Source organism: Mitsuokella sp. UBA4253 (genome assembly GCF_002395285.1).
Lineage (GTDB): Bacteria > Bacillota > Negativicutes > Selenomonadales > Selenomonadaceae > Mitsuokella > Mitsuokella jalaludinii.
In genome coordinates, this window is the sequence record NZ_DGWR01000016.1 from 178,102 (window position 1) to 202,639 (window position 24,538).

At 60.9% G+C, this 24,538-nt stretch carries 19 protein-coding genes and 1 other annotated feature; of the genes, 3 read left to right on the forward strand and 16 right to left on the reverse strand.

Annotation, left to right across the window (positions count from 1 at the left end; genetic code table 11):
* Window positions 1-6: 6 nt before the first annotated feature.
* The 8 genes from B2X55_RS09600 to B2X55_RS09635 all read right to left on the reverse strand — a co-directional run bounded on the left by B2X55_RS09600 (window position 7) and on the right by B2X55_RS09635 (window position 8,666).
* On the reverse strand, window positions 7-1,128 hold the full coding sequence (locus B2X55_RS09600) for a glycosyltransferase family 9 protein (protein ID WP_286821923.1): 1,122 nt from the start codon (window positions 1,126-1,128) through the stop codon (window positions 7-9).
* Window positions 1,129-1,165: 37 nt separating this feature from the next.
* Window positions 1,166-2,212 carry a lipopolysaccharide heptosyltransferase I gene (gene waaC, locus B2X55_RS09605; protein ID WP_286821925.1) on the reverse strand — a complete coding sequence of 349 codons (1,047 nt, stop codon included), beginning with the start codon at window positions 2,210-2,212 and terminating at the stop codon, window positions 1,166-1,168.
* 7 nt (window positions 2,213-2,219) lie between these two features.
* Window positions 2,220-2,690 (reverse strand): D-glycero-beta-D-manno-heptose 1-phosphate adenylyltransferase, encoded by a 471-nt coding sequence (rfaE2, locus tag B2X55_RS09610; RefSeq protein WP_286821927.1) that lies wholly within the window; start codon window positions 2,688-2,690, stop codon window positions 2,220-2,222.
* 9 nt (window positions 2,691-2,699) lie between these two features.
* Entirely contained in the window at window positions 2,700-3,719 is a 1,020-nt protein-coding gene (locus tag B2X55_RS09615; RefSeq protein WP_286821928.1) for a bifunctional heptose 7-phosphate kinase/heptose 1-phosphate adenyltransferase, read from the reverse strand.
* 32 nt (window positions 3,720-3,751) lie between these two features.
* Entirely contained in the window at window positions 3,752-5,290 is a 1,539-nt protein-coding gene (locus B2X55_RS09620) for an LPS-assembly protein LptD (RefSeq protein WP_286821929.1), read from the reverse strand.
* An 85-nt stretch (window positions 5,291-5,375) separates the two neighbouring features.
* Window positions 5,376-6,215 (reverse strand): ATP-dependent sacrificial sulfur transferase LarE, encoded by an 840-nt coding sequence (gene larE / locus B2X55_RS09625; RefSeq protein WP_286821930.1) that lies wholly within the window; start codon window positions 6,213-6,215, stop codon window positions 5,376-5,378.
* Between the two features lie 25 nt (window positions 6,216-6,240).
* Complete coding sequence (locus tag B2X55_RS09630; protein ID WP_286821931.1) at window positions 6,241-8,154, reverse strand: fructose-1,6-bisphosphatase; 1,914 nt, start codon at window positions 8,152-8,154, stop codon at window positions 6,241-6,243.
* Window positions 8,155-8,186: 32 nt separating this feature from the next.
* Window positions 8,187-8,666, reverse strand: coding sequence for a metal-dependent hydrolase (locus B2X55_RS09635; RefSeq protein WP_286821988.1), 480 nt, complete (start codon window positions 8,664-8,666; stop codon window positions 8,187-8,189).
* Between the two features lie 161 nt (window positions 8,667-8,827).
* Here B2X55_RS09635 and B2X55_RS09640 point away from each other — a divergent pair, with 161 nt between their 5' ends.
* Entirely contained in the window at window positions 8,828-9,928 is a 1,101-nt protein-coding gene (locus B2X55_RS09640; protein WP_286821933.1) for a hypothetical protein, read from the forward strand.
* Between the two features lie 50 nt (window positions 9,929-9,978).
* Here B2X55_RS09640 and B2X55_RS09645 read toward each other — a convergent pair whose 3' ends face one another.
* From B2X55_RS09645 to B2X55_RS09655, 3 genes are read right to left on the reverse strand one after another with little or no spacing between them, the layout of a single operon-like run.
* Window positions 9,979-13,023 carry an efflux RND transporter permease subunit gene (locus B2X55_RS09645; RefSeq protein ID WP_286821934.1) on the reverse strand — a complete coding sequence of 1,015 codons (3,045 nt, stop codon included), beginning with the start codon at window positions 13,021-13,023 and terminating at the stop codon, window positions 9,979-9,981.
* Window positions 13,020-14,099, reverse strand: a complete 1,080-nt coding sequence (locus B2X55_RS09650) for an efflux RND transporter periplasmic adaptor subunit (RefSeq protein ID WP_036377238.1) — start codon at window positions 14,097-14,099, stop codon at window positions 13,020-13,022. The genes B2X55_RS09645 and B2X55_RS09650 overlap by 4 nt, the downstream gene beginning before the upstream one ends.
* Window positions 14,086-14,580, reverse strand: a complete 495-nt coding sequence (locus B2X55_RS09655) for a MarR family winged helix-turn-helix transcriptional regulator (RefSeq protein ID WP_036377235.1) — start codon at window positions 14,578-14,580, stop codon at window positions 14,086-14,088. Before B2X55_RS09655 ends, B2X55_RS09650 begins: the two co-directional genes overlap by 14 nt.
* Window positions 14,581-14,805: 225 nt before the next feature.
* Between B2X55_RS09655 and B2X55_RS09660 the strand changes: the two genes are divergently transcribed.
* Window positions 14,806-15,651: a menaquinone biosynthetic enzyme MqnA/MqnD family protein gene (locus tag B2X55_RS09660; RefSeq protein ID WP_036377231.1), complete on the forward strand. Its 846-nt coding sequence runs from the start codon at window positions 14,806-14,808 to the stop codon at window positions 15,649-15,651.
* A 92-nt stretch (window positions 15,652-15,743) separates the two neighbouring features.
* On the opposite strand, the gene B2X55_RS09665 is transcribed toward B2X55_RS09660, so the two are convergent.
* The 5 genes from B2X55_RS09665 to B2X55_RS09685 form a co-directional block, all read right to left on the reverse strand.
* Window positions 15,744-16,874 carry a glycoside hydrolase family 3 N-terminal domain-containing protein gene (locus B2X55_RS09665; protein ID WP_286821936.1) on the reverse strand — a complete coding sequence of 377 codons (1,131 nt, stop codon included), beginning with the start codon at window positions 16,872-16,874 and terminating at the stop codon, window positions 15,744-15,746.
* A 39-nt stretch (window positions 16,875-16,913) separates the two neighbouring features.
* Window positions 16,914-18,287 carry a sodium-dependent transporter gene (locus tag B2X55_RS09670; protein WP_286821937.1) on the reverse strand — a complete coding sequence of 458 codons (1,374 nt, stop codon included), beginning with the start codon at window positions 18,285-18,287 and terminating at the stop codon, window positions 16,914-16,916.
* 148 nt (window positions 18,288-18,435) lie between these two features.
* A complete protein-coding gene (ptsP, locus tag B2X55_RS09675; protein WP_286821938.1) occupies window positions 18,436-20,151 on the reverse strand; it encodes a phosphoenolpyruvate--protein phosphotransferase in 1,716 nt (571 codons plus the stop codon).
* Between the two features lie 130 nt (window positions 20,152-20,281).
* Window positions 20,282-20,548 carry an HPr family phosphocarrier protein gene (locus B2X55_RS09680; RefSeq protein WP_278822868.1) on the reverse strand — a complete coding sequence of 89 codons (267 nt, stop codon included), beginning with the start codon at window positions 20,546-20,548 and terminating at the stop codon, window positions 20,282-20,284.
* Between the two features lie 277 nt (window positions 20,549-20,825).
* Window positions 20,826-22,502, reverse strand: a complete 1,677-nt coding sequence (locus B2X55_RS09685) for a sigma 54-interacting transcriptional regulator (protein ID WP_286821940.1) — start codon at window positions 22,500-22,502, stop codon at window positions 20,826-20,828.
* 262 nt (window positions 22,503-22,764) lie between these two features.
* Window positions 22,765-23,025 (forward strand) — a binding site (T-box leader).
* A gap of 101 nt (window positions 23,026-23,126) precedes the next feature.
* Here B2X55_RS09685 and B2X55_RS09690 point away from each other — a divergent pair.
* The gene (locus B2X55_RS09690) at window positions 23,127-24,473 is read left to right on the forward strand and encodes an MFS transporter (protein ID WP_286821941.1); all 1,347 of its coding nucleotides are present in this window, start codon (window positions 23,127-23,129) and stop codon (window positions 24,471-24,473) included.
* Window positions 24,474-24,538 lie beyond the last annotated feature (65 nt).

A 24,538-nucleotide genomic window follows, 5' to 3' on the forward strand; every position in this document is an offset into this window, starting at 1 on the left:
ACTATCTCATAGTTCGATGACGCGGCACTTGTAGTCGCCCGGATGGGACGGCCACGCGTAAGCCGGTGCGCCCGCGTGCGCCGCGAGCAGTTCTTCGGCGTACTTCATGACGACGTCTACTGGGATATTCTTCATGCAGGCCATATTATCCTGCCCCTTTCGCGGGCATTCGTGGATGCCGCAGGGATGGCAGGGCTCGGGCGTCTTGATGAGGACGTCTTTGCCGTCGTACGGGTAGAAGGTCGGCACGGGGCTCGCGCCGAACATCGTGACGATGGGCACGTTCATGGCGACGCCGACGTGCATCGGGCCGGAGTCCGTCGTGAGGAAGAGCGAGCAGCGCCGCAAGAGTCCTGCGAGTACGGTCAGGCTGACCTTACCCGTGAAGACATGCACGCGCTCCTTCTCTTCCATCTGCGCACGGCACTTCTCGACGAGCGGCACGTCGGTCGGACCGCCGAGGAAGGCGACGTCGTATCCCTCGCGGATGAAGCGGTCGGCACAGGCGGCGAAGTAGCTGTCGAGCCAGCGCTTCGTCTTCCAGCTCGCGCCGATGTTGAAGGCGATGACCTTGGCGCCGGGCGCGAACTCCTGCTGCCAGAGCGCGGCGGCCTTTGCCTCCTCCTCCGGCGGCAGCATCATCTCGAGACCGCGGTCGTCGATGGTCTTGACCCCGACGGCCTCTTTGAGCACGTCGAGGTGACAGAGTACCTGGTGCTTGACGAGCTCCTGCGGCGTGTCGGCCATCGCGCAGTTCGGCATGACCTTGTCGAAGAAGCGCTTGAAGCCGGGCTGCGAGTAGCCGACGATGCGCTTGCCGCCCGAAAAGGCGGCGATGGCGGAGGCGCGCTCGTTGCGGTGGAAGTTGATGACGAGGTCGAAGTGGCGCGCGCGTATCTTCCGGATGAAGCGCACGAGGGCGAAGAGTCCCTTGTCCTTGCCGTGCTTGTCGATGAGGATGCACTCGTCGAGGTTCTCGTTGCAGCGCACGAGGTCGCCGAGCGGCTTATCCGTGAGGAGCGCAATGTGCGCCTCCGGGTAGTTCGTCCGCAGCGTCCGCAGTGCCGGCGTCACGAGCATGAGATCGCCGATGTGCATCGTGTTGATGACGAGGATATTCTTGTACATGGAAATTTCCTTCTTGATGTTCTTGACTTCTTCAGCTTCAGATTGAGACGGCAGCGAGCGCCGGCACGAGGGCCTTGAGCTTCTCCTCGACCTGTTCGGGCTTAATGACGGCGAGGCAGTCGTGGCCGAGCGGGCAGGCGCGCTTCATGCACTCGCGGCAGTCGCGGTCCGCGACGAGCAGATTCTCCATCTGGCCGTAAGGACCGGTGCGGCGCGGGTACGTCGGGCCCATGAGCATGATGGTCTTGGCACCGATGCCGACGGCGAGATGCGTCGGCCCCGTGTCGCCGCCGACGACGGCAGCCGACTGCTGGAAGAGGTAGGCGAGCTGCTTGAAGTTCAGTTTGCCGACGAGGTCGATGGGCGGGATGTCCATCTTGGCCGCAATCTCGGCGGCCTTCTGCGATTCGACGGGACCGCTGCCGACGAGCACAGGAATGATGCCGTGGTCGTAGAGCCAGTCGCCGAGCACGGCAAAGTGCCCGTCCGGCCAGCACTTTGTCGGCCAGCTGGCGCCGACGACGAGCACGACATAGGCGTTGTCCATATTGGCACCGGCCTTGGCTACAATCTGACGCGTCAGCTGCTGTTCGCGCTCGGGCACGCGGATCGGCAGGCGGACTTCCCTGACCTTGCAGCCGATGGCGCGCGCCGTGTCGAGGTAGCGCTCGATGACGTGATCGTGGCAGTGCGCCCCGATGACGGGCTTCGAGACGAATTTGCTGCCCTCGCGCATGTTCCACATGCCGTACTTCTGCCCCTTCGGGGCCTTGGCGAGCGCGGCGACGGCCGCCGACTTGAAGAGTCCCTGCAGGTCGAGCACGGCGTCGTAGTCGCGCGCCTGTATCTTCTTGCGCAGCGGCGCGAAGTTCTGCAGGAAGCCGCCGAGGCTGCGGAATTTCTTCTTCTCAAAGACGATGATCTCGTCGACGCAGGCGGCCATCGCAACGATGTCGTAGGCCGGCGGCTCGACGACCCAGGTCAGGTGGGCTTCCGGGTACGTCTCCTTGATGGCATAGCTCACGGGCAGGGCGTGGATGACATCGCCGATGGAGCTCATCTTCACAATCAGGATATTCTTCACAGCGCAATCATCCCTCCATCTTCTTTATCTTCTCGATGACGTTTGTCGTCGAGCGGCCGGCGACCATCTGGACGAATTCGACGCGGCCGCCGTAGCTCTGGACAATCTTGGCCTCGGGCAGTGTCTCGAGCGTGTAGTCACCGCCCTTGACGTAGACGTCGGGGCGGACCTTGGCGATGATTGTCTCGGCCGTCTTCTCGCCGAACAGCACGACGTAGTCGACGGATTTGAGCGCGCCGACGACCTCGGCGCGGTCGAGCTCGCTGTTGATGGGGCGCGAGGGCCCCTTGTTGCCGCGCACGGACGCGTCGGTGTTGAGGCCGAGCACGAGGCAGTCGCCGAAGGAGCGCGCCGTCTCGAGGTAGCGGACGTGGCCGGCGTGCAGGATATCGAAGCAGCCGTTCGTGAAGACGATCTTCTCGCCGGCGCGATGGAGGATCTCGCAGAGCTTCTCAATATCATTTGGGTCAATCAGCATGGTATTCCCTCACTTTGACGGATATTCCGGATGTTGTTTCTCGACGGCCTCGGCGAGCTCGCGCACGGAGACGGTGCTCGTGCCGAGCTTGCGCACGGCGATGCCGCTCGCGATGTTGCTGAGGCGCGCGGCGAGCGCCGGCTCTGCACCGGCGGCCAGCGCCAGGATGACAGTCGCGACACAGGTGTCACCGGCGCCGGAGACGTCGAAGACCTCGCTCTTGTCGGAGACGGGGATCTCGTGGACGGCGCTGCTCTCGACGAGGACCATGCCGAGCTCGCCGCGTGTCACGAGGACGCCCTTGGCATGGAGCTCCTCGCGAAGCTCCTCGGCTGCTCGGATGATGTCCTCGGTCGTCGCCAGTTCGCGTCCCACGGCCGCGGCTAGCTCAGCATCATTCTGCTTGACGTAGCCGATGCCAGAAAAGCGGCGGACGGCGTAGCGCGAGTCGACGATGCTCGGAATGCCCTTAGCTCGGCAGTAGTCGATGAGCAGGGTCTGGAGTCCCTCTGTGACGGTGCCGGAGCCGTAGTCGCTGATGACGACGCCCTCGACAGTCGGCAGGACGGACTCGATGTAGGCGCGCAGTTCCGTCTCGATGACAGGGTGCACCGGCTCCTTGCTCTCCTTGTCGATGCGCACAATCTGCTGGCTGACCGTCGCGCGGCCGCCCGCGATGATGCGCGTCTTGGAGATGGTCGGCCGCGACTCGTCAGAGATGAGGCCGCGGACATCCGCGCCATTCTCGGCGAGTATCGCGCGCAGCCCGTCGGCGCTCTCATCTCTGCCGACGAGGCCGACGGCGTGGACCGCGCCGCCGAGCGTCGCGATGTTGTTGACGACGTTGGCCGCGCCGCCCGCGACGATCTTCTCGCCGGCCTGCTCGAGCACGAGTACAGGGGCCTCGCGCGAGATGCGCGAGATGCGGCCGTCTAAGTAGATGTCGGCGACCATGTCGCCGATGACGAGGATGTTCCTGCCCTGCATGCCGGACAGGGCATCATGGTATTCCTGCTGCAACGCATTCATCCTTTCTCATATCTCAAATCTCGGGACCTGCATCAAATCGGCAGGAAGCGCCACTTGACCTTCCAGGTATTGTCGCGTCCTTCGTAGTGCAGGATGAGCTGCGAGCAGTGCATGTCGTGGAACCAGTAGTAGTCGAATTTGCGCCAGACCGCGTTGTCCACATCGTACTTCGAGCCGAAGGCCACGCGGTTGTTCTCGTCGATGCGGTAGCTGAAGCCGGCCTCTACTTTGCGCGAGTAGCTGTCGTTGTCGAAGTCGAACGGCGAGAGCTCGCGGTTGTTCTTCTGGTAGCGGTAGGCGCCGTAGCCCGACCAGCGGTCGTCGAAGTCCTTCGTCAAGGTCGCGTCGTAGTTGAAGCCGTTGTAGTGCGCATCGTTGTACGACTCGTGCGTGACCTCGTAGCTCGTGCTGAGGTTGAGCTTCCAGCCGTCGAAGCGGATCGGGTCGTAGCTCAGGCCCACATTGTACATCTTGTGGTTACTCTTGACCTCGCCCTGCTTCCAGCGGCCGTACTCGCCGTTGACGCTGTAGTGGAACGGCGAATTGCCGATGCGCGCCGTATGGCCGACGAGCAGCGACGGCTGCTTCTTGATCCAGTTGTCGTCGCTGTCGTCGAAGTAGCCCTGCGTCACGCGCGCGTAGTTGCCCGCGTTGGCCCAGCCCACGTTGAACTCATTGCGCCAGTCCTTCTTCGTCGTGTAGACGATCTTGGCATTGGCATCGACATTCTTGGCGATGGGCTGCTTGAGGTTCTCGCGGATCCAGAGGCCGTTCGTCTTGTCGTAGCCGACGCGCGGGAACCAGTCGGAGACAGTCGTGTCTTTCTTGAGGTTGACCTCGTAGCGCGACTTCGACATGAAGGTCGCGCCCTTGATCTTGAACTTGACGTTGTGCAGGACCATCTTGTCGTCGGGGTAGATCTCGATCTTGCGCGCGAAGAGGCTGTAGTCGGGGTGGATGGCGCTGCACTTCGTCTTCGTGCCGTCGTAGATGACGATCTTGTCGGGATAGAACTCGAACTTCTTGCCCGTCATGTAGTTTTCGGCCACTTTGCCCTTGGCGCTCTCCATCGAACCCGTGCGCGTGCGGTAGTTGTAGTTCGTCTCGAAGCCATCGAGCATGACCTCAGTCTGGCCCGGCGTGAACTGCAGCATATGGCCCTTGCCCGGGATGTGAATGCGCTCCTCGATCGTGTTGCCGTCGACGTTCTCGCCCTCGAAGCGGTGCTCGTCGAGCTGTGTGACCTTGACCTTGCCCTTGGCCGTGAAGTCACCCGTCACCTGGTTCCACGTGAGGTCATCGCCCTCGAAGGCGACAGGTGCGGCCTTCGTCGGGTCAATCGGGTAGCGCAGGTGCTTGCGCATCTCCTCCGTATCGGCCTTGAGCTGGTCTTTCTCGGGATTCGGCTTCTGGGCGCGCGCCGCGCGGTGCTCGTTCTCAAGGTAGTCGAGCAGGCCCAGGCTCGTATCGGAATCGGAATGATACGTCGCGGCGCTGGCCGTGCCCGCTGCTGCCGGCAGGACGAGGGCCGTGATCATCAGGCCTGATAAAATCTTCGTTGCTGATTTCATCCAGAAAATCTCCATTCTATGCATCTATGCATCTATGCAATCGTACATCCTCTATAGTACATCATCGCCGCGAGGAGCGCAAATCTCATGGCTTCTCAGCAAGTGCCTCATTGAGGCTGCCCGTGCGGTAGCCGAGAAGGTCGAGCGCGGCGTAGGCAAAGCCGATGCGCCGGAAAAAAGCCGCCGTCTCCTCGCGCAGACCTTCTTCAAGGAAGCGCGGGATGTCCTCTGGCACGAGCTCGATGCGCGCCACCTCGCCATGCGCGCGCACGCGCAGCTGGTGGAAGCCCTTCGCTATAAGGAATTCCTCGGCGCAATTGACGCGCGTAAGGCCCTCTGGCGTCAGCTCTTTCCCGTACGGGAAGCGCGAGGCCAGGCAGGCAAAGGACGGCTTGTCCCATGTCGGCAGGCCGAGCGCCCTGGAGAGCGCGCGGATGTCGGCCTTGCGGAGCCCTGCCTCGTGCAGCGGGCTCACGATGGCGAGCTCGCGAAGCGCCCTGTGCCCCGGGCGGTAGTCACCGTCGTCGTCGAGGTTCGAGCCGTCGACAACAAAGGCGAGGCCATGCTCTGCTGCGAGTTCCTTCATGTGCGCGAACAGTGCGTGCTTGCAGTAGTAGCAGCGGTCTTTGGGGTTCTCGCGGACATGCGGCACCGTGAGGATCGGGAACGGCACGGCATGGTGCTCGATGCCCTCTTTCTCGCAGAAGGCCCGGGCGTCGTCGACATCGCGCTGCGGCACAAAGTCAGAGGCCGCGGTGAACGCCACCGCTTTGCTGCCGAGCACATCGTGCGCGACCTTGACGAGCAAGGTCGAGTCGACGCCGCTCGAGAAGGCCACGGCGACACTGCCGAGCTGCTGCAGGATGACCCGCAGCTTCTCGTACTTCTGGCGCACGGGCTCAGGGAGAGACTGTATAGAATTCATGGGAATCACCTTTCTTCAGGGGAAATCAATTCTGGGGCTTCAACAAGCCGTTCTGGTAGGCGAGCAGCAGATTGTAGAGGTCTGTGATCTCGTCCTGGATGGCTCGGCCCTGGTCGGTGTCGCCGACCGTGTTATGGCACGACTGTAGTTCGACTGTCTCGGAGACAGACTCGATGTCGTGGTTGGCGCGCAGCGCCTCGCGGACGTCGGCGATGCGCTGGTGCTCGAGCAGGCGCAGGCCGCGCGAATTCGAGATGAGCGTGTAGCCGGAGATGCCCGTCTTCTTGTGGTAGGCGCGGCAGAAGCCGCCGTCGATGATGATAGCGCGGCCGCCCGCCTTAATGGGGCTCTCGCCCTTCTTGACCTTGACGGGCACATGGCCGTTGATGATGTGGCCGCGCTTCGGGTCGAGGCCGAATTCCTGCAGGACATGCTCGCAGCATTCCACCGTGTCGATGTAGCGGTAGTACGGGTCAGACGGCTCCTTCCAGGTGCTCTCGTCGGGAATCAGCGCGCGCTCAAACGTCTTGAACTCGCGCCCAGACGTCGGCGAGAGCCTGCCGCACCAGAGGAAGTACATGAAGTCGAGGGCGCGCGGCGTGCCGTGCAGCCATGCCTCCCGCGCGCGCTGCTCGCAGAAGTCGAACCAGCTGCGGCCGCGGTACTCCTTGCCCTCGAAGCGTATCGTGCGGAAACTGCCGTCTTCATTGAGCGGCACGCAGCCGTGGAACAGCAGATTGCCGTTGCAGCAGGTGTAGAGATTGCCCTTCTGGTAGAGGTAGTCGACGTGACGGTGCAGGACGGCGCTCTCCGTGAAGTAGGAGCGCAGGTCCGCGATGATCTCCTGCTCCTTTGCGGTCAGCTCGTAGACATCCTCGCCCGACTCGTCAATCGTCGGGAAGTAGGCGCTCTCGAGCTCGTAGCGCCTGCCGTCGCCGAGCCGCGCATACGAGGAGCGGAAGTCGATGTGATGGAGCAGCCGGCGGCTCTCCATCTGGAAGTCGTGATTGCGCGCGATGAGCTGGCCCTCGAGCTTGAACATCATGATGGTGATGGCGCGCTCCGCCGCCTTCAGTGGCGCTTCATCGGGGTAGATGTGCGAGGCGAACGTCGTCAGCGGCCGCAGGCTGATGCCGTAGCCGCGCTCAAGCACATCGGTATTCTGGTAGCGCAGGGAATTGCGCACGACCGTCGCGATGCAGGCCTCGCTGCCGAGCGCCGCGCCCATCCAGAGCACATCGTGGTTGCCCCACTGGATGTCGACGGCGGGGTGCTCCATGAGCAGGTTGAGGATGGCGTCGGGCCGGTTGCCGCGGTCGAAGAAATCGCCGACGATGTGGAGCCGGTCGACGGCCAGCCGCTTGATCAGCACGGTGAAGGCCTCGATGAAGTCAGCGCCGCTGTCGATCTGCACGATGGTATTGAGGAGCTTCTTGAGGTAGAGGAACTGTGCTTGGTCGGCCTCCGGGCGCGTATTCATGAGCTCGACGATGACCGATGCGTAGCGGCCGGGGATGAAGCCGCTGACCTTCGAGGCCGGGTACTTGTAGCTCATGAGCTTGGCGAGCTCGAGCAGGCGCGATAGGTTCTCGCGGTACCACGACGGTGTCGCGCGCCGCTCCGTGCGCAGCTGGTCAATCTTCTCCTTCGGGTAGTAGATGAGCGTGCAGAACTCCGCCTTCTCGTCCTCCGTCAGCCGCACGCCGAAGACGTAGTCGACCTTCTCGCGGATGACGCCGGAGCAGTTGTTGAGGATGTGGAAAAACGAGGCGTACTCGCCGTGCAGGTCGCTCATGAAGTGCTCGATGCCCTTCGGCAGCGAGAGGTACGACTGCAGGTAGATGAGCTTCTCGTAAACGGCTTCTTTTGTCGGGTATTTCTCAGCCATGAGGCGCAGGATCTTGCTCGTCTTCTTCGTGTGTGTGCGATAGTCCGTCATCGTGACTCCCCTTCCTAACTTATCCCTCAATCTCATATCTCAGCGCCAGTCAGCTCAAAAAAGAAAAAATGCGTGCGCAGGCCGTAGCAGAGCAGCACAGCTGCAATCGTGAAGAGGTATTCCGGCACAGAGCCGACCTTGAAGAGCCGGATGCCGACCTTGCGGTACGGCGTCAAGAGCGGCACCTTGCCGCAGACGGCGTCCTCGGCGATGTGCAAGAGCGCGCCGATGCAGATGTAGATGCCGATCGTCGTGAGGTCGGCCGTCGGCAGCGCTGTAAGCTGACCCTCCTCGATCCTGCTCAGGAAAAAGATCAGACCGAGGTACAAGAGCGGCCAGTGCGACCAGCCGCGGTGACGGCTGCGCCAGCTCCAGTAATTGCCCGCATGCGGATTGCCCTCGACCTTGTCGGGGAAGATTGCCCCCGCCATGCTGTAGATAGTCAGCAGCATATCGTCCGTGGCCGCATAGACAATGACGCCCGTCAGGACCTGGTGGTTGACCCATTTCATAAAAAACATTTCCTCCAAAGCACAAACGCATGAGATTCTATTCTCTATCTCACTATTCTACCAGATATTACAAGGAAAACATATGAGTGCTGGCGATTTTTTGGACGCATACCGCCTCGTATAGTATAATAGAATCACACAGACAGAAAGGAATTTGCCAGATGGATGATTATACTTGGGAAAAGACCATACAGAGGCGCAGGATCAGGAGGCGACGCCAGGCTCTCCTGATCCTCGTGCTGCTGATCCTCGCGCTCGGCGCCTTCTTCGGCTGGCATTCGTATGCCGAGAAGCGCACACCGGAATACGCGCTCGAGCAGGCGGCGATCGCCGTCCAGAAGAAGGATGCCGACAGCTTCCGGCACTACGTCAACCTCGACCTCGTGACCTCGCGCGGCTACGACGACCTGACGGCAGACCTGCTCTCCTACGACACAACGCTGACAGCTGTCAACAAGGCCGCCTACGAGAAGTTCTACATCACGGTCAAGCCGCAGCTCACGAGCGGCACGCAGGACACGATCCTGCGGCGCGTGAGCTCGGGCGAGTGGAGCCTGCCTGAAGGCACGGACATCCTCAAGGGACGCCAGCTCGGCATCGACTACGAGCGCTTCCTCGCGCGCAGCCAGATGCGCAACACCTCGCTTGTCGGCATCGGCAAGGTCACGCGCGACGACACGGCGGCAACGGCTGAGATCGAGGTGCGCGACGACTGGACGGGCACATCCTTCACGCTCGAGGCCGCCATGGAGCAGGCGACGGACGGCCACTGGCAAGTCACCTATCTCAAGAATTACCGCGACTACCTCGACGCCATCACGCCGCTACACAACGAGGACATCGCCAAGTACAGCGAGGCGACGAAGAACATCGTCGCCTCCTACAACGAGAAGCTCACCGCCTACAAGGCCCGCTTTGCCGCACTGAGCCAGACGAGTTCCGGCACATTCACGGCCGAGCAGAAGGCGGGGCTTGAGGCACTGGTCGAGAAGGAAGTCATCCCGACTCTGCAGGCTCGCCAGCAGGAGCTCGCGAGCGTCGAGGTGCCGCCCGGTGCCCGCTACCTTGCCGACCAGCGCCAGCAGGCCACGGAGCTGACGCTCAAGGCATGGCAGCACTTCCTCGCGGGCATCAAGAACGATGACCCCGATGAGCTCGCCCAGGCCGAGACGCTCAACAAGCAGGAGCTCGCCGTCGACCTGCGCGTCGACGACATCATCCGCCACACGGCCATCAGCCGCAGCATCCCCAATCTGCCGTAATCCCATCAAAAAAGGTTCCACTCCGATGAGTGGAACCTTTTTTGATGGGATTACGGCTTCTGTATCTTGTACATCGCAGCGTACATCGTCGGCAGCACGAGCAGTGTCAAGACCGTGGCGACGAGCAGGCCGCTGGCGATGGCGACGGCCATCGGTCCCCAGAAGGCGCTCGTCATCAGGGGCAGCATGCCGAGGATGGCGGCTGCAGCCGTCAGCATGATGGGGCGGAAGCGCAGCACAGCGGAGTCGACGACGGCATCCCACGGCGTTTCGCCCGCCTCCAGATGCTTCTGGATCTGGTCGATGAGGATGACCGAGTTGCGGATGATCATGCCGAAGAGCGCGAGCACGCCGAGAATGGCGACGAAGCCCATGGCCTTGTCGAGCACGAGCATGCCGATGGCCACGCCGATGATGCCGAGCGGCGCCGTCAGGACGGTCAGGACCATGTCCTTGAAGCTGCGCAGCTGGAACATCAGGAGCGTCATGATCAGGAATACCATGACTGGTATCGGCTTGACGAGGAAGCCGACTGACTTGTCGCTGTCCTCGAGCGTGCCGGCCGCTTCGATGGAACAGCCGAGCGGCAGATCATCGCGCAGGTCCTTCGTCGCCTCGTACGCTTTCTTCGTCGCATCGTTGGCCGTGCCCGCCTTGACGTCGGCGCTGACCGTGACGGTCGGCATGAGGTCGTAGCGCTTGATGAGGCCGTCCTCACCTTCGTACGAGATCTTCGCGATCTGGTCGAGCGTCACATAGCCGGCCTGGCCGAGGTAGATCGGCAGGTCCTTGAGCTCCGCGATGTTCTGGCGGTCGACGGCGGCGAGCCGCAAGTCGATGTCGATCGTGCGGTCACCCGTGTAGAACTCCGCCGCCTTGGCGCCCGTGATCTCCGTGTAGAGCATCTGCGAGACGGCCTGCGTCGTCACGCCCATGCTGCGCAGCTTGTCCTGATCGAGCTCGAGGTGGACGACCTTGCTCTTCTGGCCCCAGTCCGTCTGGATATTCGTGTTGTTGGGATCCTCGGCGAGGATGTCCGCGACCTCAGCCGCCGTCGCCTTCGCCTGGTCGACTGTGTAGCCAGAGACGCGCAGCATGACAGGGTGGTCGGCCGGCGGGCCCGTCTGGATGAACTGGATGTTGCCGCTGACGTCGGAGAACTCACCGGCAAAGGCATCCTGGAGATCCTTGGCCAGCGCCTCGCGGGCCTTCGTGTCCTTCGCGACGATGACGAACTGCGAACAGTTGTCAGCTGCGGCCTTCGGGTCGACCGTCAGCACGAAGCGCGGCGCGTACTGGCCGACGTAATACGAGTAGTTCTCGAGCTTGTCACTGCGCTCCTGCAAAAAGTCCGACATGCGGTCGCAGACGGCCTGCGAGGCCTCCATCGAGGAGCCCTCCGGCAGCTTGAGCTCTACGAGGATCTCGGGGCGCAGCGACGGCGGGAAGAACTCCTGCTTGATGAACGTCATCATGAAGAGCGAGAGGAAGAATACGCCGGCCGTCGCGATGAGCACGACCTTGCGATGCGTCAGGAAGATGGTGAGCACCTTGCGGAACCACGTGTAGAAGCGGCTCTGGTACGGGTCAATATGCCCCTCAGCATCCTTCTTGACCTCGACGCGAATCAGGTAGTAGCCGTAGAGCGGCGCGACCATGACAGAGACGATCCACGAGAGCAAGAGCGCCGTTGCGATGACCGGGAAGAGCGCGCTGCAGAACTCGCTGGCCATCCCCTTCGCAAAGGCGACGGGGATGAAGCCGCAGCAGGTAATGAGCGTGCCCGTCAGCATCGGCTTAGCCGTCGCTCGGAAGGCGTAGCAGGCCGCGTCGAAGCGGCTGTTGCCCATCTCGAGCTTGACGCTCATCATCTCGACGGCGATGATGGCATCATCGACGAGCAGGCCGAGCGCGATGATCAGCGAGCCGAGCGAGACTTTGTGCAGGTCGATGCCCACAGCGTACATGACGACGAAGGTACCGCAGAGCACGAGCGGGATGCAGCCCGCGACGACGAGGCCCGTGCGGAAGCCAAGCGACAGGAAGCTGACGGCCAGCACGATGACGATGGCCTCGACGAGCGTCTTGACGAAGTCGTGGATGGACTCTGCGACGACGCTCGGCTGGTCAGATACCTGGTGGATCTCGAGGCCGACGGGCATGTCCTGCTGGATCTTGCCAATCTCCGCCTTGAGATCATCGCCGAGCTTCAGGATATTGCCGCCGTCCTCCATCGAGACGGCGATGCCGATGGCCGGCTCGCCGTTGTAGTACATCTTCGGCGCAGCCGGCTCCTCAAAGCGGCGCTCGACCTTGGCGATATCGCCGAGCCGCAGCACCTTGCCGCCCGCATTCACGGGCATCTGGCGGATGGCCTCGACATCGTCGAACTGGCCCGACACGCGCACGTAGACATTGTCGGAGTCCGTCTCGACCATGCCGCCTGGCGTCATGTCATTCTGCTGTGCGAGCGCGTTCATGATGACCTGCGGGCTGATGCCGAGCTCGGAGAGCTTGGCGCGGTCCATCTCGATGTAGACCTTCTCCTCCTGTTCGCCGACGAGTTCGACTTTCTGGACGCTCGGCACATTGAGAAGCAGTCGCCGCGTCTTCTCGGCCTGCTGGCGCATCTCCTCATACGAGTAGCCGTCGCCTGTCACGGCGTAGATCGAGCCGTAGACATCGTCGAAGCGGTCGTTGTAGTACGGGCCGTAGACGCCCTGCGGCAGTTCGCGCTTGACGTCCTCGCAGAGATTGCGCACATCCTTCCAGGTGTCGCGTACCTTTTCCTTCGCGACCTCATCGGAGAGCTCGACGTAGATGATGGTCTGGCCCGCGCGCGTCTCACTCTTGATGTTGTCGAGTCCCTGCGTGTCCTGGAGCTTCTTCTCGAGCTTGTCCGTGACCTGCTCCTGCATCTCCTGCGCCGTCGCGCCCGGCCAGGCGGCCGAGACGACCATCTGGCGTATCGTGAACTGCGGGTCCTCCATGCGGCCGAGCTTGTTGTAGGCAAAAATGCCGCCGATAGCCGTCACGATGATGAAGTACCAGACGAGCACCTTGTTCTTCAAGGAGACTTCTGTCAGATTTCTCATTTGTCCGCCTCCGTCCGCACGGCCTGGCCTTCACGGAGTTTATGGACGCCGGCCGTCACGACGACATCCGTCGGCGCGAGGCCGTGCACGAGGACCGTGTTGTCGCCGAAGTTCTCGACCTCGACGCTCTTCAGGGCAACGGTGTTGTCGTCCGTGACGACCCATACCTCGGGCGCGTCATCCGTCTGGTAGATGGCCGAGAGCGGCAGGACGGCGCCGGACGAGGCGTTGCCGTCCGACTGCCGGACAGCCACACTGGCCGTCATGCCGAGCTGCATGCCCTGCGGCGGATTCGGAACGGAGACGCGCACTTTGTAAGTGCGCGAAGTGCTGTCCGCCATCGGCGCAACTTCGCGCACCGTGCCGTCCACTTCCTGAGAGAGCGCCCAGAACGAAACTTTGACCGGCGTGCCGACTGCCACATCCTCGATGTGGTTCTCCGGGACGGCGATCTCCACCTCAAGCTCATCCGTCTGCACGAGCGTCATGACGGTCTGGCCGGCTGCGACGACCTGCCCTTCCTCCGCGTCAATCTTCGAGATGACGCCGTCTGCACCGGCTGTCAAGTTCGTGTAGCCGAGTGCGTTGTGCCCCTGCGCAGCGGTGGCGAGCGCCTGCTGGTACGTCGCAAAGGCCGCGTCGTAATTGGCCTGATACTGGTCGAGCACAGAGGCCGCGACAGCATCCTCTTGGTAGAGCTCGCTGTAGCGCGCGAGGTTGCGCTGTGCCAGGTCGAGCTGCGCGCGGGCCTGCGCGACCTGCGCGTCGCCGGCATTCGACTGCTGCACGACGTCCTTGGCGTTGATGACCATCAGCGTGTCGCCCGCCCTGACGCGGCTACCCTCCTGCACATTGCGCGCGAGGATCTGGCCGCCGACCTGGAAGGCGAGGTTCGTCTCATAGCGGCCGCGCACCGTGCCAGCGTACGTGCCCGTGTCAGCCTCCATGCCGCTGCCGGCCTGCTGCGTCTTGACGAGCGGCGCCTTCTCTGCAGGCGCCGCCTTCTGGCCGCAGCCGGCGGCCGAGAGCGCGACAACGAACGCGAGCACGAGCGCCAGTCCCTTACGATTCTGCATGACCGTTCCCCCTTGTCATTTCTACCTCCGGTATATCGCGCGCCAGCTTGCGGATGTCGGCACGGCAGGCCCGGTCGACGAGATGGTCGAAACCCTTGACGATGACCTCGACTTCGGCAGGCTCCATGTCCTCCACGAGGTAGTCGACCCAGCGCTGGATGACATTGCGCAAGTAGGCATGCTGCTTCTTGCCGTAGTCCGTCAGGTAGACGTGCTTGGCGCGCTTGTCGCGCGCATCCTGCTCGCGGTAGACGAGCCCCTTATTCTCGAGCATCGTCATCGTGCGCGTCACGACGGCCTTGTCGAGGTAGAGCATCGCGGCGAGCTCATCCTGCCGCGCGCCCTCGTGGTCGTAGATGCGCAGCAGCATGACGTACTCCGAGTACGTCAGATGCAGCTTCTCGCACGCCTCGACAACAAAGATCTGTGAGCGGCGATGAAGCACCGAAAACCAGCGTCCTATGTTGATATACTCATCCATGAGTGATCCCTCCCATTATCTGCCTATCCCTTGACAGATATATATCAGCAAATGTCCAGTTGATGAAATCAACTATGATTACGATAATTGTAACATATTGGGCTAGCAGGTTCAAGGCGGCAGACATCGTCCCCGAAAAATACCGTATACATGAGAAATCCATATATTTTCGCAGAAGCAGCGTGTATAATGAAAGAGACTATGAAACAAGAAAGGGGATATTCTATGACCTGTCCAAGGGTTGGACACATCAACTTCCTGAACGTCCTGCCGCTGACCTGGAGCTATGCGCACGGTGCAGCGGACGGCCTCCAGCTCACGCGCGGCGTACCGGCGGAGCTCAACAGCGACATCGTCAACCACCGCCTCGATGTCAGCAATGTCTCGTCCATCGTCTACGCCCGCCACAGTGAGGAACTCGTCGTCGTACCGGATGTCTGTGTCTCGACGGACGGCGATGTCGAGAGCATCCTGCTCGCCTCGCGCAAGCCCATCGAGTCCCTGAAGGACGACAAGATCATCCTGACGGCCAAGTCGGCGACATCGCACTGCCTTTTGAAGATCATCCTGCGCCTCGCCTACGGCGCCATCCCGAACTACTACGTGCGTCACATCACGCCGGAAGACCCGATCCCTGACGACGCGACAGCCTCGCTGCTCATCGGCGACGACGCGCTCTGGCTCTACCACCACCCGCGCGAGGGCTACTATTACTACGACCTCGGCCTCGAGTGGAAGAAGATGACAGGCAAGAAGATGGTCTACGCGCTCTGGGTCGCGAGCCGCCGCTTCGCCGAGAGCCATCCAGAATCATTGCAGCTCGTCTACGACCGCATCCACACGGCCTTCCAGACTGCAGAAGCGCACAAGGACGCGGCCATCCGCGAGATCCTGCCGAAGAAACCCGCCTTCACCTACGAGCAGCTCGAGGAGTATCTCGGCCCGATCATCCGCTGGGACCTCGCCGACGACTACCTCGACGGCCTCAGGACCTTCTACAAGCTCGCCCACGAGATGAACCTCATCGACCACGTGCCTGAGATCGAGTTCGCCCCCGTGCGGCGCAGCTGAGCGGCACGATAAGAGAATACGGCGCAAAAAAGACGCTCTGACCTGAAATGTCAGAGCGTCTTTTATCATCGGATGTTGGATTGTCTCATCGCTCAAGACTGCGCGTGCAGCAGCTTTGCCTTGACGATGCGGCGCACCGACTCGTCGACACGCTCCATCGGGATCGTGCCGTCCTCGACGGCGTCCAAGAGGCCGAGGTAGACGTCCGTCTCATGCGGGTACTCGTGGCAGACGAGCACGATATCTGAGCCGGCTTCGACAGCCTTGACGCCGAGTTCGCGGAAGCTGTAGTGCTTCGCGAGTGCGCCCATCTCGACATCATCCGTGATGATGAGGCCGCGGTAGCCTAGCTCACCGCGCAGGAAGTCCGTCTGGATGGCCTTCGAGAGGCTCGCGGGGTTCTCTCCGTCGAGCGCCGGATAGCGCAGGTGCGAGACGAGCACGAAGTAGTCCTCGCTCTGGCGCTCATCGATGACCTTCTGGAACGGCACGATATCGCGCTTCAGGAGCTCCGCCTTCGTGGCCGTGATGGAGGAGATGTCCTCGTGCGAGTCGACCGTGCCGCGGCCGATGCCCGGGAAGTGCTTGAGCGCATACATCATGTGCTGCTGCTCGTAGCCCTGTGCGGCAGCTTCGACGAACTTGGCCGCCTGCTCGGGATCCGCACTGAACGAACGCGCGTATTCGCCGACATCGGCGACCGGCGCGAAGTTGACGTTAAAGCCGAGCTTCTTGAGCTTCTCCGCCGTCTGGCGGGCCGACTCCTCCGCGCGCGTTACCTCACCGCTCCTGCCGATCTCCTGCTCCGACGGCGGCGGCGTCAGGAACGACTTGCCGCGCACGACCTGGCCGCCCTCCTCATCGACGCCGATGAAGAGCGGCACCTTCTGGTCCGCCTTCGCCTGCAGGTCCGCGATGAGCTTCTTCGTCTGGTCGGCCGACTCCATGTTGCGGTCAAACAGGATGACGCCACCCATGTGGTACTGGTGCAGCATGTAGAGGCTGTCATCCGTGACATCCGTCCCCTGGACGCCGATCATGACCATCTGGCCGACCTTCTCCGTCGTCGTCATCGAGCTGACGATTGCATCGACCTTCTCGTCGAGTGTCTGCTCCTTCGCTGCCTGTCCCTGACCGTCACCGCTGCGCTGGCCGCATCCTGCCGTCAAAGACAGCGTCGCGGCGGCCAATGCAGCGAGCAGCACGAGCACGAATCTTCTCATTCGCTTTTGCATCGTCACGTCTCCTTCCACTCACTTCACTCATTTGAAAAACATCGCATAATAACCGGCGGCAAAGATGTAGAGGACAATCAGCGGCAGGATCCAGGTCGCGTAGAAGCGGATCCACTTTGGGAAGGCCATGCCCTTGCCGGTGTCGGCCTCCTTGATGAAGTTATTCCAGCCCCAGCCGTAGCGGCTCGTGCAGAAGGCCAGGTAGACGAGGCTGCCGAGCGGCAGCAGGTTGTTGCTGACGATGAAGTCCTCGAGGCTCAGGACATTCGACCCCGGGCCGAACGGCGTGAAGCCGCTCCAGAGATTGAAGCCCAGGACGCAGGGCATCGAGAGCAGGATGATGACGAGCATGCCCCAGCGGATGATGATCTTGCGGTCCTTGCGCAAAAGCTCAAGGAAACAGCAGATGAGATTCTCGAACACGGCGATGACCGTCGACATCGAGGCAAAGGCCATGAACAGGAAGAACATCGCACCCCAGAAGTGGCCAAGCGGCATGTGGTTGAAGACATTCGGCAGCGTGACGAACAGCAGGTTCGGGCCGCTGCCCGGATTGACGCCGTAGCTGAAGCAGGCCGGGAAGATGATGAGGCCGGCCATGATGGCGACGAAGGTGTCGAGCACGATGACCCAGACAGCCTCACCCGTCAACCGCTTCGACTTGCCGATGTAGCTGCCGAAGATGGCGAGCGCGCCGATGCCGAGGCTCAGCGTGAAGAAGGCCTGCCCCATTGCCGCAAAGACGACCTCCTGCACGCCGTACTCCACGACCTTGCTGAAGTCCGGATACAGGTAGTACTTGAGTCCGATCTCACTGTTCGGCAGCAGGATGGAGTTGATGGCCAGCACGACCATCAGGACGAGCAGGGCCGCCATCATCAACTTCGTGATGCGCTCGACGCCGGCCTCGACACCGAGGTAGCAGACGCCACCGCAGAGCACGACGACGAGGATCATGCAGCCGGCCATCGTCACAGGGTCAGCGAGCAGGCCGCCGAAAACGGCCCCGACCGCCTCGGCGTCCATGCCGTCAAAGGCGCCCGTCGCCATCTTGTAGATGTAGTAGAACATCCAGCCCGAGACGGTCGTGTAGAACATCATGAGCAACAGGTTGCCTGCAATCGCCCCGTACTTGTAGAGATGCCATTTCGTCCCCTTCGGCTCGAGCACGTCAAACGACATGGCCGCACTGCGGACGCTCGCGCGCCCGACGGCAAATTCCGCGACCATGATGGGCAGCCCGAGAATAGCCAGAAACACGAGATAGATCAGCACGAACGAGGCGCCGCCGTACTGTCCCGTGATGTACGGGAAGCGCCAGACATTGCCGAGGCCGATGGCGCAGCCCGCTGAGACCAGGATAAATCCCAGCCGTGTCGAGAAACTTCCTCTCTTTTCCAAAAAGATCCCTCCTAATTCCCCTTTTACAGGAGTGCACTCCTGTATGATTCACACTACATCAGTTTACTCTACGGCATCTTTTTTGTCCAGATACACAAAAGGCCTCCCCTAGGGGAGACCTTTTGGCACGGCAGCTGCTCAGCGCAGATCAGCCGAGGATCTTCTGGAGGTAGTTGCGGATCTCGTCGCCGTCTTCCATCGTCATGACGTCTGCGAGGATTTCCTTTGCCTTGACCGAGCTGATGGAGCGGATCTTCTCCTTGACGCGCGGGATCGACGGTGCGCTCATCGAAAGCTCGCTGATGCCCATGGCCATGAGCAGGACTGCAGCGTTCGGATCCGACGCCATCTCGCCGCACATGCCGGCCCAGATGCCGTTCTCACGAGCGCTCGTGATCGTGCGCTGTACAAGGCGCAGCACAGCCGGGTTGAAGTGGTTGTAGAGATAGGAAATATTCGCATTGCCGCGGTCGACTGCCAGCGTGTACTGGACGAGATCGTTCGTGCCGATGGAGAAGAAATCGACGTACTTGGCGAGGATTGGCGTCATGATGGCTGCTGCCGGCGTCTCGACCATGATGCCGACCTGGACATCGTCAGAGTACGCCTTGCCCTCATGCGCGAGCTCGAGTTTTGCTTCCTCGATGAACTCCTTGACCTTCTTGAACTCCGCCACGTTGATGATCATCGGGATCATGATGGCTGCCTTGCCGTAGACGCCGGCGCGCAGGATGGCCTTGAGCTGCGGCAGGAAGAGATCACGGCGCTGCAGGCTGATGCGGACGGCGCGATAGCCGAGGAACGGATTCTCCTCCTCCGGGATGTTGAGGTACGGCAGCGGCTTGTCACCGCCGATATCCATCGTGCGGATGACGCAGAGCTTGCCCTTGCACTTCTCGATGGCCTCTTTGTAGGCCTTGAACTGGTCTTCCTCCGTCGGGATGTCCTGACGGCCCATGAAGACGAACTCGGAGCGGAACAGGCCAACGCCCTCTGCACCGTAGTTCAGCGCGTTGTCGACGTCCATGTGCGTGCCGATGTTGGCCATGAGGTCAACCTTGACACCATCCGTCGTGACAGCCGGCAAGTCCTTGAGAGCCGCGTAATGAGCAGCGAGCTCCTTCTGCTTCTTGATCTTCTCATCGTAGCTGGCAATGTCTTCAGGTGCCGGATTGATGACGATCTCGCCGCGCTCGCCGTCCATGATGACGTGGTCGCCATCCGCGATGCGGTCGATGCGGTCTTCCTTGTTGAGGCCGACGATCGTCGGGATTGCGCGAGCCTTGGCGATGATGACAGCATGGGCCGTCGTGCTGCCCGAGCCGAGCAGGACGCCGGCGATCTTCTCCGTCTCCATGCCGGCGATGACGGACGGCTCGATCTCACGGCCGCAGAGGATGACCTTCTCGTCACCGATCTCCGGCTCCTTGACGCCGAGGATGTACTTGGCAACGCGCTTGCCGACATCGCGCAGGTCGACAGCGCGGGCTGCGAAGTACTCATCTTCCATCTGCTCGAACATGACGGCCTGCTCTTCCGCAGCCTTGAGGACGCCCTGCGGCGCATTGCCGAGCTCGTCGATCTTGGCCATGATGTTGTCGGCCATCATCGGATCCTGTACCATCATGCGATGTGCTTCCATGATGGCAGCCTGTTCCTTCATGTCCTTGCTCTTGAGCTTCTCGATGCTCTCGCGCAGGATCTCTGCCACAGCCGTCAGCGCATCCTTTGCCTTCTGCTTCTCCGTCTCTTTGTCTTCCGGCTCGTAATTGACGAGATAGCCATCGAGATTCTGACCTGCGAGCATGATCTTGCCCATGGCGATACCGGAGATGACGCCTTTACCACGAATGATTTCTGCCATTTTTCGTTCCCCCTGAAAATTCCCTGCATTCGCGTGCATTCCCTGCACATAAGCAAATGACCTTCCTCCCGCCGAAGCCGGAGGAAGGTCATTTGCCTCTTCTGTTCTCTTGCCCGATTGAGCCTCGAGATTATTCCTCGCCGAACTTGGACTCGATGAGGTCTTTCAGAGCCTTGACAGCCTCTGCTTCATCCGGGCCATCTGCGATGATCGTGACTTCCGTGCCCTTGACGAGGCCCATGCTCATGATCATGAGGATGCTCTTTGCATCGATCGTCTTGCCCTTAGCCTGCAGCTGGATCTTGGACTTGAACTTCGTAGCCGTCTGAACGAAGATGGAAGCCGGGCGAGCGTGGATACCAGTCTTGTTTTCAATCGTAAGCGTTTCCTGAGTCATTTGAACCTCTCCAATCTTAAAACCATTAATCTTACTTTCCCTGTCGTTACAGGAACATAATCAGCACTTATAAATAATGCAAGATGCGTGCCAACTTTTTCCTCCAAGCAGGATTTTTTATCTTGACCCGTCAGGCCTTGTACACAAGGCTTCCGAGATCATATCGTCTTTTGCTTTCGGATTGTTCCGCCGCTATATGACGTCCTCCGATATGAGTTTTGGTAAATTTTACCAAAACTGCGATTTTGCTTGGTAATTTTTACCAACGCTTGGTAAATTATACCAAGCCGTATTTCCGCGCCTTGGCCGCCACGGTCTTGTGACTGATGCGCAGCAGCTTGGCCGCGCCGTTGAAGCTCGTTCCCTGGCGAAGGGCGTTTGCAATGATCTGCTTCTCGTACTCTTCCCACGGGAGGACGGTGTCATCGGCAAGGCTCTGCACCTCGCGTCCGGCAATATCGCCTTTTATATAAGAAGGCAGCATGGCTGCCGTGATGAGGTCCGTGTCCATCAGCGTGATCACGCGCTCGATGACATTCTCGAGCTCACGGACATTGCCGGGCCAGCGGTAGTGCATGAACATCTGCATGGCGTCCGGCGTGATGCCGCGCACCGCCTTCTTGTTCTCCTTGCTGATCTTCTCGATGAAGTGCTCGACGAGCAAGGGGATATCGTCGGGGCGGTCGCGCAGCGGCGGCAGGATGATGGGGATGACGTTGAGGCGGTAGTAGAGGTCATCGCGGAAAGTGCCCTCGCGGACCATCGCCTCGAGGTCGCGGTTCGTCGCCGCGATGATGCGCACATCGACGTGAATGGTTTCCTCACCGCCGACGCGGTCGAATTCCTTCTGCTGCAAGACGCGCAGGAGCTTGACCTGCAGGTTCTTGTCGAGCTCCCCGATCTCGTCGAGGAAGATCGTGCCGCGGTTGGCGAGCTCGAACTTGCCGAGCTTGCGGCGCACGGCACCAGTGAAAGCACCCTTCTCGTGGCCAAAGAGCTCTGACTCGAGCAGGGCACCGGGGATGGCGCCGCAGTTGACGCGGATGAAGGGGCCGCGACGTCGTCCGCTCGCATAGTGGATGCCCTCCGCGATGACCTCCTTGCCCGTGCCGCTCTCGCCGCGGATCAGGACATTGGCCGAGGAGTCCGCCGCCTTCGAGGCCAGCGCCAGCACGTCGACAACCTTGCCGCTCTTGCCGATGTAGTTGGCAAAAGCCTGCGCCGTCTTCTTGGTGCGCAGAAGCTCCTGCTCGAGGTACTCCGCCTTGGCCGAGACTTGCGACAGGCGCTCCATCAACGTCTGGATTTCCGTGATGTCCTTGATGACCGAGACGACGCCGGCAATCTCGCCGTCGACGAAGATTGGGTTGACATTGGCGACGATCGTCGTGCCGTCCTTCTTGTGGCGGATGCTGCCGATGCGCGCGATGCCAGAGCGCAGCACGGCGCAGCGGTTGCCGTCAGCAGCCGTCTCGAAGACGTTCTGACCGATGACCATCTCCGGCGTCTTGTGGACAATGCGCAGATACGACGGATTGACGTAGGTGATCTCGCCGCTGCGGTCAACGACGCAGATGCCGTCCTGCACCGCCTCGAGGATCATCTGCAGGCGTTCCTGCATCAGGGCATTCTCGTGCAGCAGCTTGTCGACGCCGTGGATCTCCGAAGCCTCGTTCATGATGAAGTCGCTCTCGAGGAAGCGCACCATCTCGATGACGGCCTGCCGCCCGTTATCTCCCTCCGCCGACACGAAGACCGAATCGCCCTGTGCGACCTTGAGGGCCACGAGCTTCATGAGGCTGTGCATCTCACAGCGCTCGCTGCGCGCACTGCGCAGATAGAGGTGGCAGTCGTAGCGCTTGCAGAGTTCCTGTGCGCGCTGCACGATCATCGCCGCGACGCGCGCATGGATGCCGCCCTCGTCGTGGATGACGGCTTCCCGTTCAAAAATCATGTCCATCGTTCCTTTCTGCTTGTTATTATTATACTATAAAACACGGCCAAAATCCTCTCTCATCGCGTAAAAACCGAACCTTTCAGGCAAATATTTTCTAAGAGCGCCATCATCCGGGCGCCATCATCCGAGCGCCATCATCCGCCAGCACACCCGCCAGCTGCCCGAAAAAATCTGCAATTTTTTCCGAAGCAGCTATTGACAACATTACACGCGAGCGTTATGATAGTACCCGTAATCAAAACAACAGTTCACATAACGAATACAGCTGAAGACAGGAAAGAGTAGACTTCTGTTGCTGATGCATAGCGAGCCGGGCATGGTGAAAGCCGGTGATGAGCAGGAAGCCGAAAATCATCCTCGAGGCATGGCGCTGAACCAGAGTAAGCGACCACGACTGCTCCCCGTTACAGGAGCCGCGTATGATGGTACGTCGTGAACCTTACGAATGCCTGAGTACGTCAGAGCGTCGTGCTTTGGCACGGAACTTGGGTGGTAACGCGGAAATCAATCCGTCCCTTTCAGAGGGACGGATTTTTTATTTTTAGTCCATCACTCGGAACAGCCCTGAGAAATCTTGTGACTGCTTTCATCTCATCTATCATTTATCTTGGAGGTATCATCATGGAACAAGCAGCAAACGTCGATCTTGCCCATCTCAAGCGAGCGCGCGACTGGCGCATCATCCTGCCGGTCTTCCTCGTCTCGATCATCGCCTGCATCGACCGCGTCAATATCGCCTACGCAAAGCTCACGATGACAGCAGACCTGCCGTGGATCACGCCGGAAGTCTTCGGCATGGGTGCCGGCATCTTCTTCGTCGGCTACCTGATTTTCGAGATCCCGGGCTCGCTCGTCGCCTCGCACTTCTCCGCGACGAAGTGGATCGCGCGCATCATGTTCACCTGGGGCCTCGTCTGCGTCTTCATGGCCTTCATCTCGACCGAGTTCCAGTTCTTCCTCTGCCGCTTCCTCTTGGGCGCATCGGAGGCCAGCCTCTACCCGGTCATCTACTCCGTGCTCTTCCCGCGCTGGTTCACGGCCGGTGAGCGCGCCCGCGCCACGAGCCTCATGCTGACGTCGCTGCTGCTCTCGAACATCATCGGCGCGCCGATTGCCGGCGTGCTGCTCGAGAGTTCCTTCTTCGGCCTGCACGGCTGGCAGGAGCTCTTCATCCTCGAAGCCATCCCGGCCCTCGCCTTCGCTGTCTTCTTCTTCTTCTGCGTCAAGGACCGCCCGGACCAGGTCAGCTGGCTCACGGACGCCGAGAAAAAATACCTGACGGACAACTTCAACAAAGAGCAGGCTGCCATGCAGTCCCGCAAGAAATACACGGTTCTCGAAGCATTCCATGACCCGAAAGTCCTCAAGCTCTGCCTGATCTACTTCCTCTGGGTTGTTGGTTTCTGGGGCTTCTACTTCTGGATGCCGACCGTTCTCAAAGAACTCTCCGGTCTCTCGACCTCGCTGCTCGGCGGTGCCATCGCCATCCCGATGACGGCGGCCCTGCTCGTCCAGCTCGTCATCAGCAAGACGGCCACGATGACAGGCGATAAGGTCTGGCACGTAGCCTGCACACTCTTCGTCGGCGCTGTTGGCCTCGGCCTCTCGCCTTTTGCTCAGAGTCTGCCCGTCGCTCTCGCGCTCGTCTGCCTCTCCGCTATCGGCATCCACGCCGCCATGGGCGTCTGGTGGACCATCCCGACGACGTTCCTCACCGGCCCTGCTGCCGCCGGCTCCGTTGCCCTCATCAACTCCTGCGGCAACCTCGGCGGCTGGGTCGGCCCGAACATGATGGCCTGGGTCAAAGTCAATACGGGTTCCTTCGATGCCGGCTACTTCATCATGGGTGCCGCCATGCTCGTCTCCGGCCTGCTCGTCCTGACCATCCAGTACAAGCTCAACGGCCAGCGCAAAGACGTCTTCGCAGCCGATAAAGCCGCCGTCAGCGTCGAAGAAGCCGAAGCATGAGAACAATCAACTGAAAACACTGCTATAAAAAAGGTGATTGACCAACTGTGGTCAATCACCTTTTT

Excerpts from the sequence above, each read along its gene's own strand:
- B2X55_RS09600 (WP_286821923.1), bottom strand. The coding sequence starts at position 1,128 with ATGTACAAGAATATCCTCGTCATCAACACGATGCACATCGGCGATCTC.
- rfaE2 (WP_286821927.1), bottom strand. The coding sequence starts at position 2,690 with ATGCTGATTGACCCAAATGATATTGAGAAGCTCTGCGAGATCCTCCAT.
- B2X55_RS09615 (WP_286821928.1), bottom strand. The coding sequence starts at position 3,719 with ATGAATGCGTTGCAGCAGGAATACCATGATGCCCTGTCCGGCATGCAG.
- B2X55_RS09620 (WP_286821929.1), bottom strand. The coding sequence starts at position 5,290 with ATGAAATCAGCAACGAAGATTTTATCAGGCCTGATGATCACGGCCCTC.
- larE (WP_286821930.1), bottom strand. The coding sequence starts at position 6,215 with ATGAATTCTATACAGTCTCTCCCTGAGCCCGTGCGCCAGAAGTACGAG.
- B2X55_RS09630 (WP_286821931.1), bottom strand. The coding sequence starts at position 8,154 with ATGACGGACTATCGCACACACACGAAGAAGACGAGCAAGATCCTGCGC.
- B2X55_RS09635 (WP_286821988.1), bottom strand. The coding sequence starts at position 8,666 with ATGAAATGGGTCAACCACCAGGTCCTGACGGGCGTCATTGTCTATGCG.
- B2X55_RS09640 (WP_286821933.1), top strand. The coding sequence starts at position 8,828 with ATGGATGATTATACTTGGGAAAAGACCATACAGAGGCGCAGGATCAGG.
- B2X55_RS09645 (WP_286821934.1), bottom strand. The coding sequence starts at position 13,023 with ATGAGAAATCTGACAGAAGTCTCCTTGAAGAACAAGGTGCTCGTCTGG.
- B2X55_RS09650 (WP_036377238.1), bottom strand. The coding sequence starts at position 14,099 with ATGCAGAATCGTAAGGGACTGGCGCTCGTGCTCGCGTTCGTTGTCGCG.
- B2X55_RS09655 (WP_036377235.1), bottom strand. The coding sequence starts at position 14,580 with ATGGATGAGTATATCAACATAGGACGCTGGTTTTCGGTGCTTCATCGC.
- B2X55_RS09660 (WP_036377231.1), top strand. The coding sequence starts at position 14,806 with ATGACCTGTCCAAGGGTTGGACACATCAACTTCCTGAACGTCCTGCCG.
- B2X55_RS09665 (WP_286821936.1), bottom strand. The coding sequence starts at position 16,874 with ATGAGAAGATTCGTGCTCGTGCTGCTCGCTGCATTGGCCGCCGCGACG.
- ptsP (WP_286821938.1), bottom strand. The coding sequence starts at position 20,151 with ATGGCAGAAATCATTCGTGGTAAAGGCGTCATCTCCGGTATCGCCATG.
- B2X55_RS09680 (WP_278822868.1), bottom strand. The coding sequence starts at position 20,548 with ATGACTCAGGAAACGCTTACGATTGAAAACAAGACTGGTATCCACGCT.
- B2X55_RS09685 (WP_286821940.1), bottom strand. The coding sequence starts at position 22,502 with ATGATTTTTGAACGGGAAGCCGTCATCCACGACGAGGGCGGCATCCAT.
- B2X55_RS09690 (WP_286821941.1), top strand. The coding sequence starts at position 23,127 with ATGGAACAAGCAGCAAACGTCGATCTTGCCCATCTCAAGCGAGCGCGC.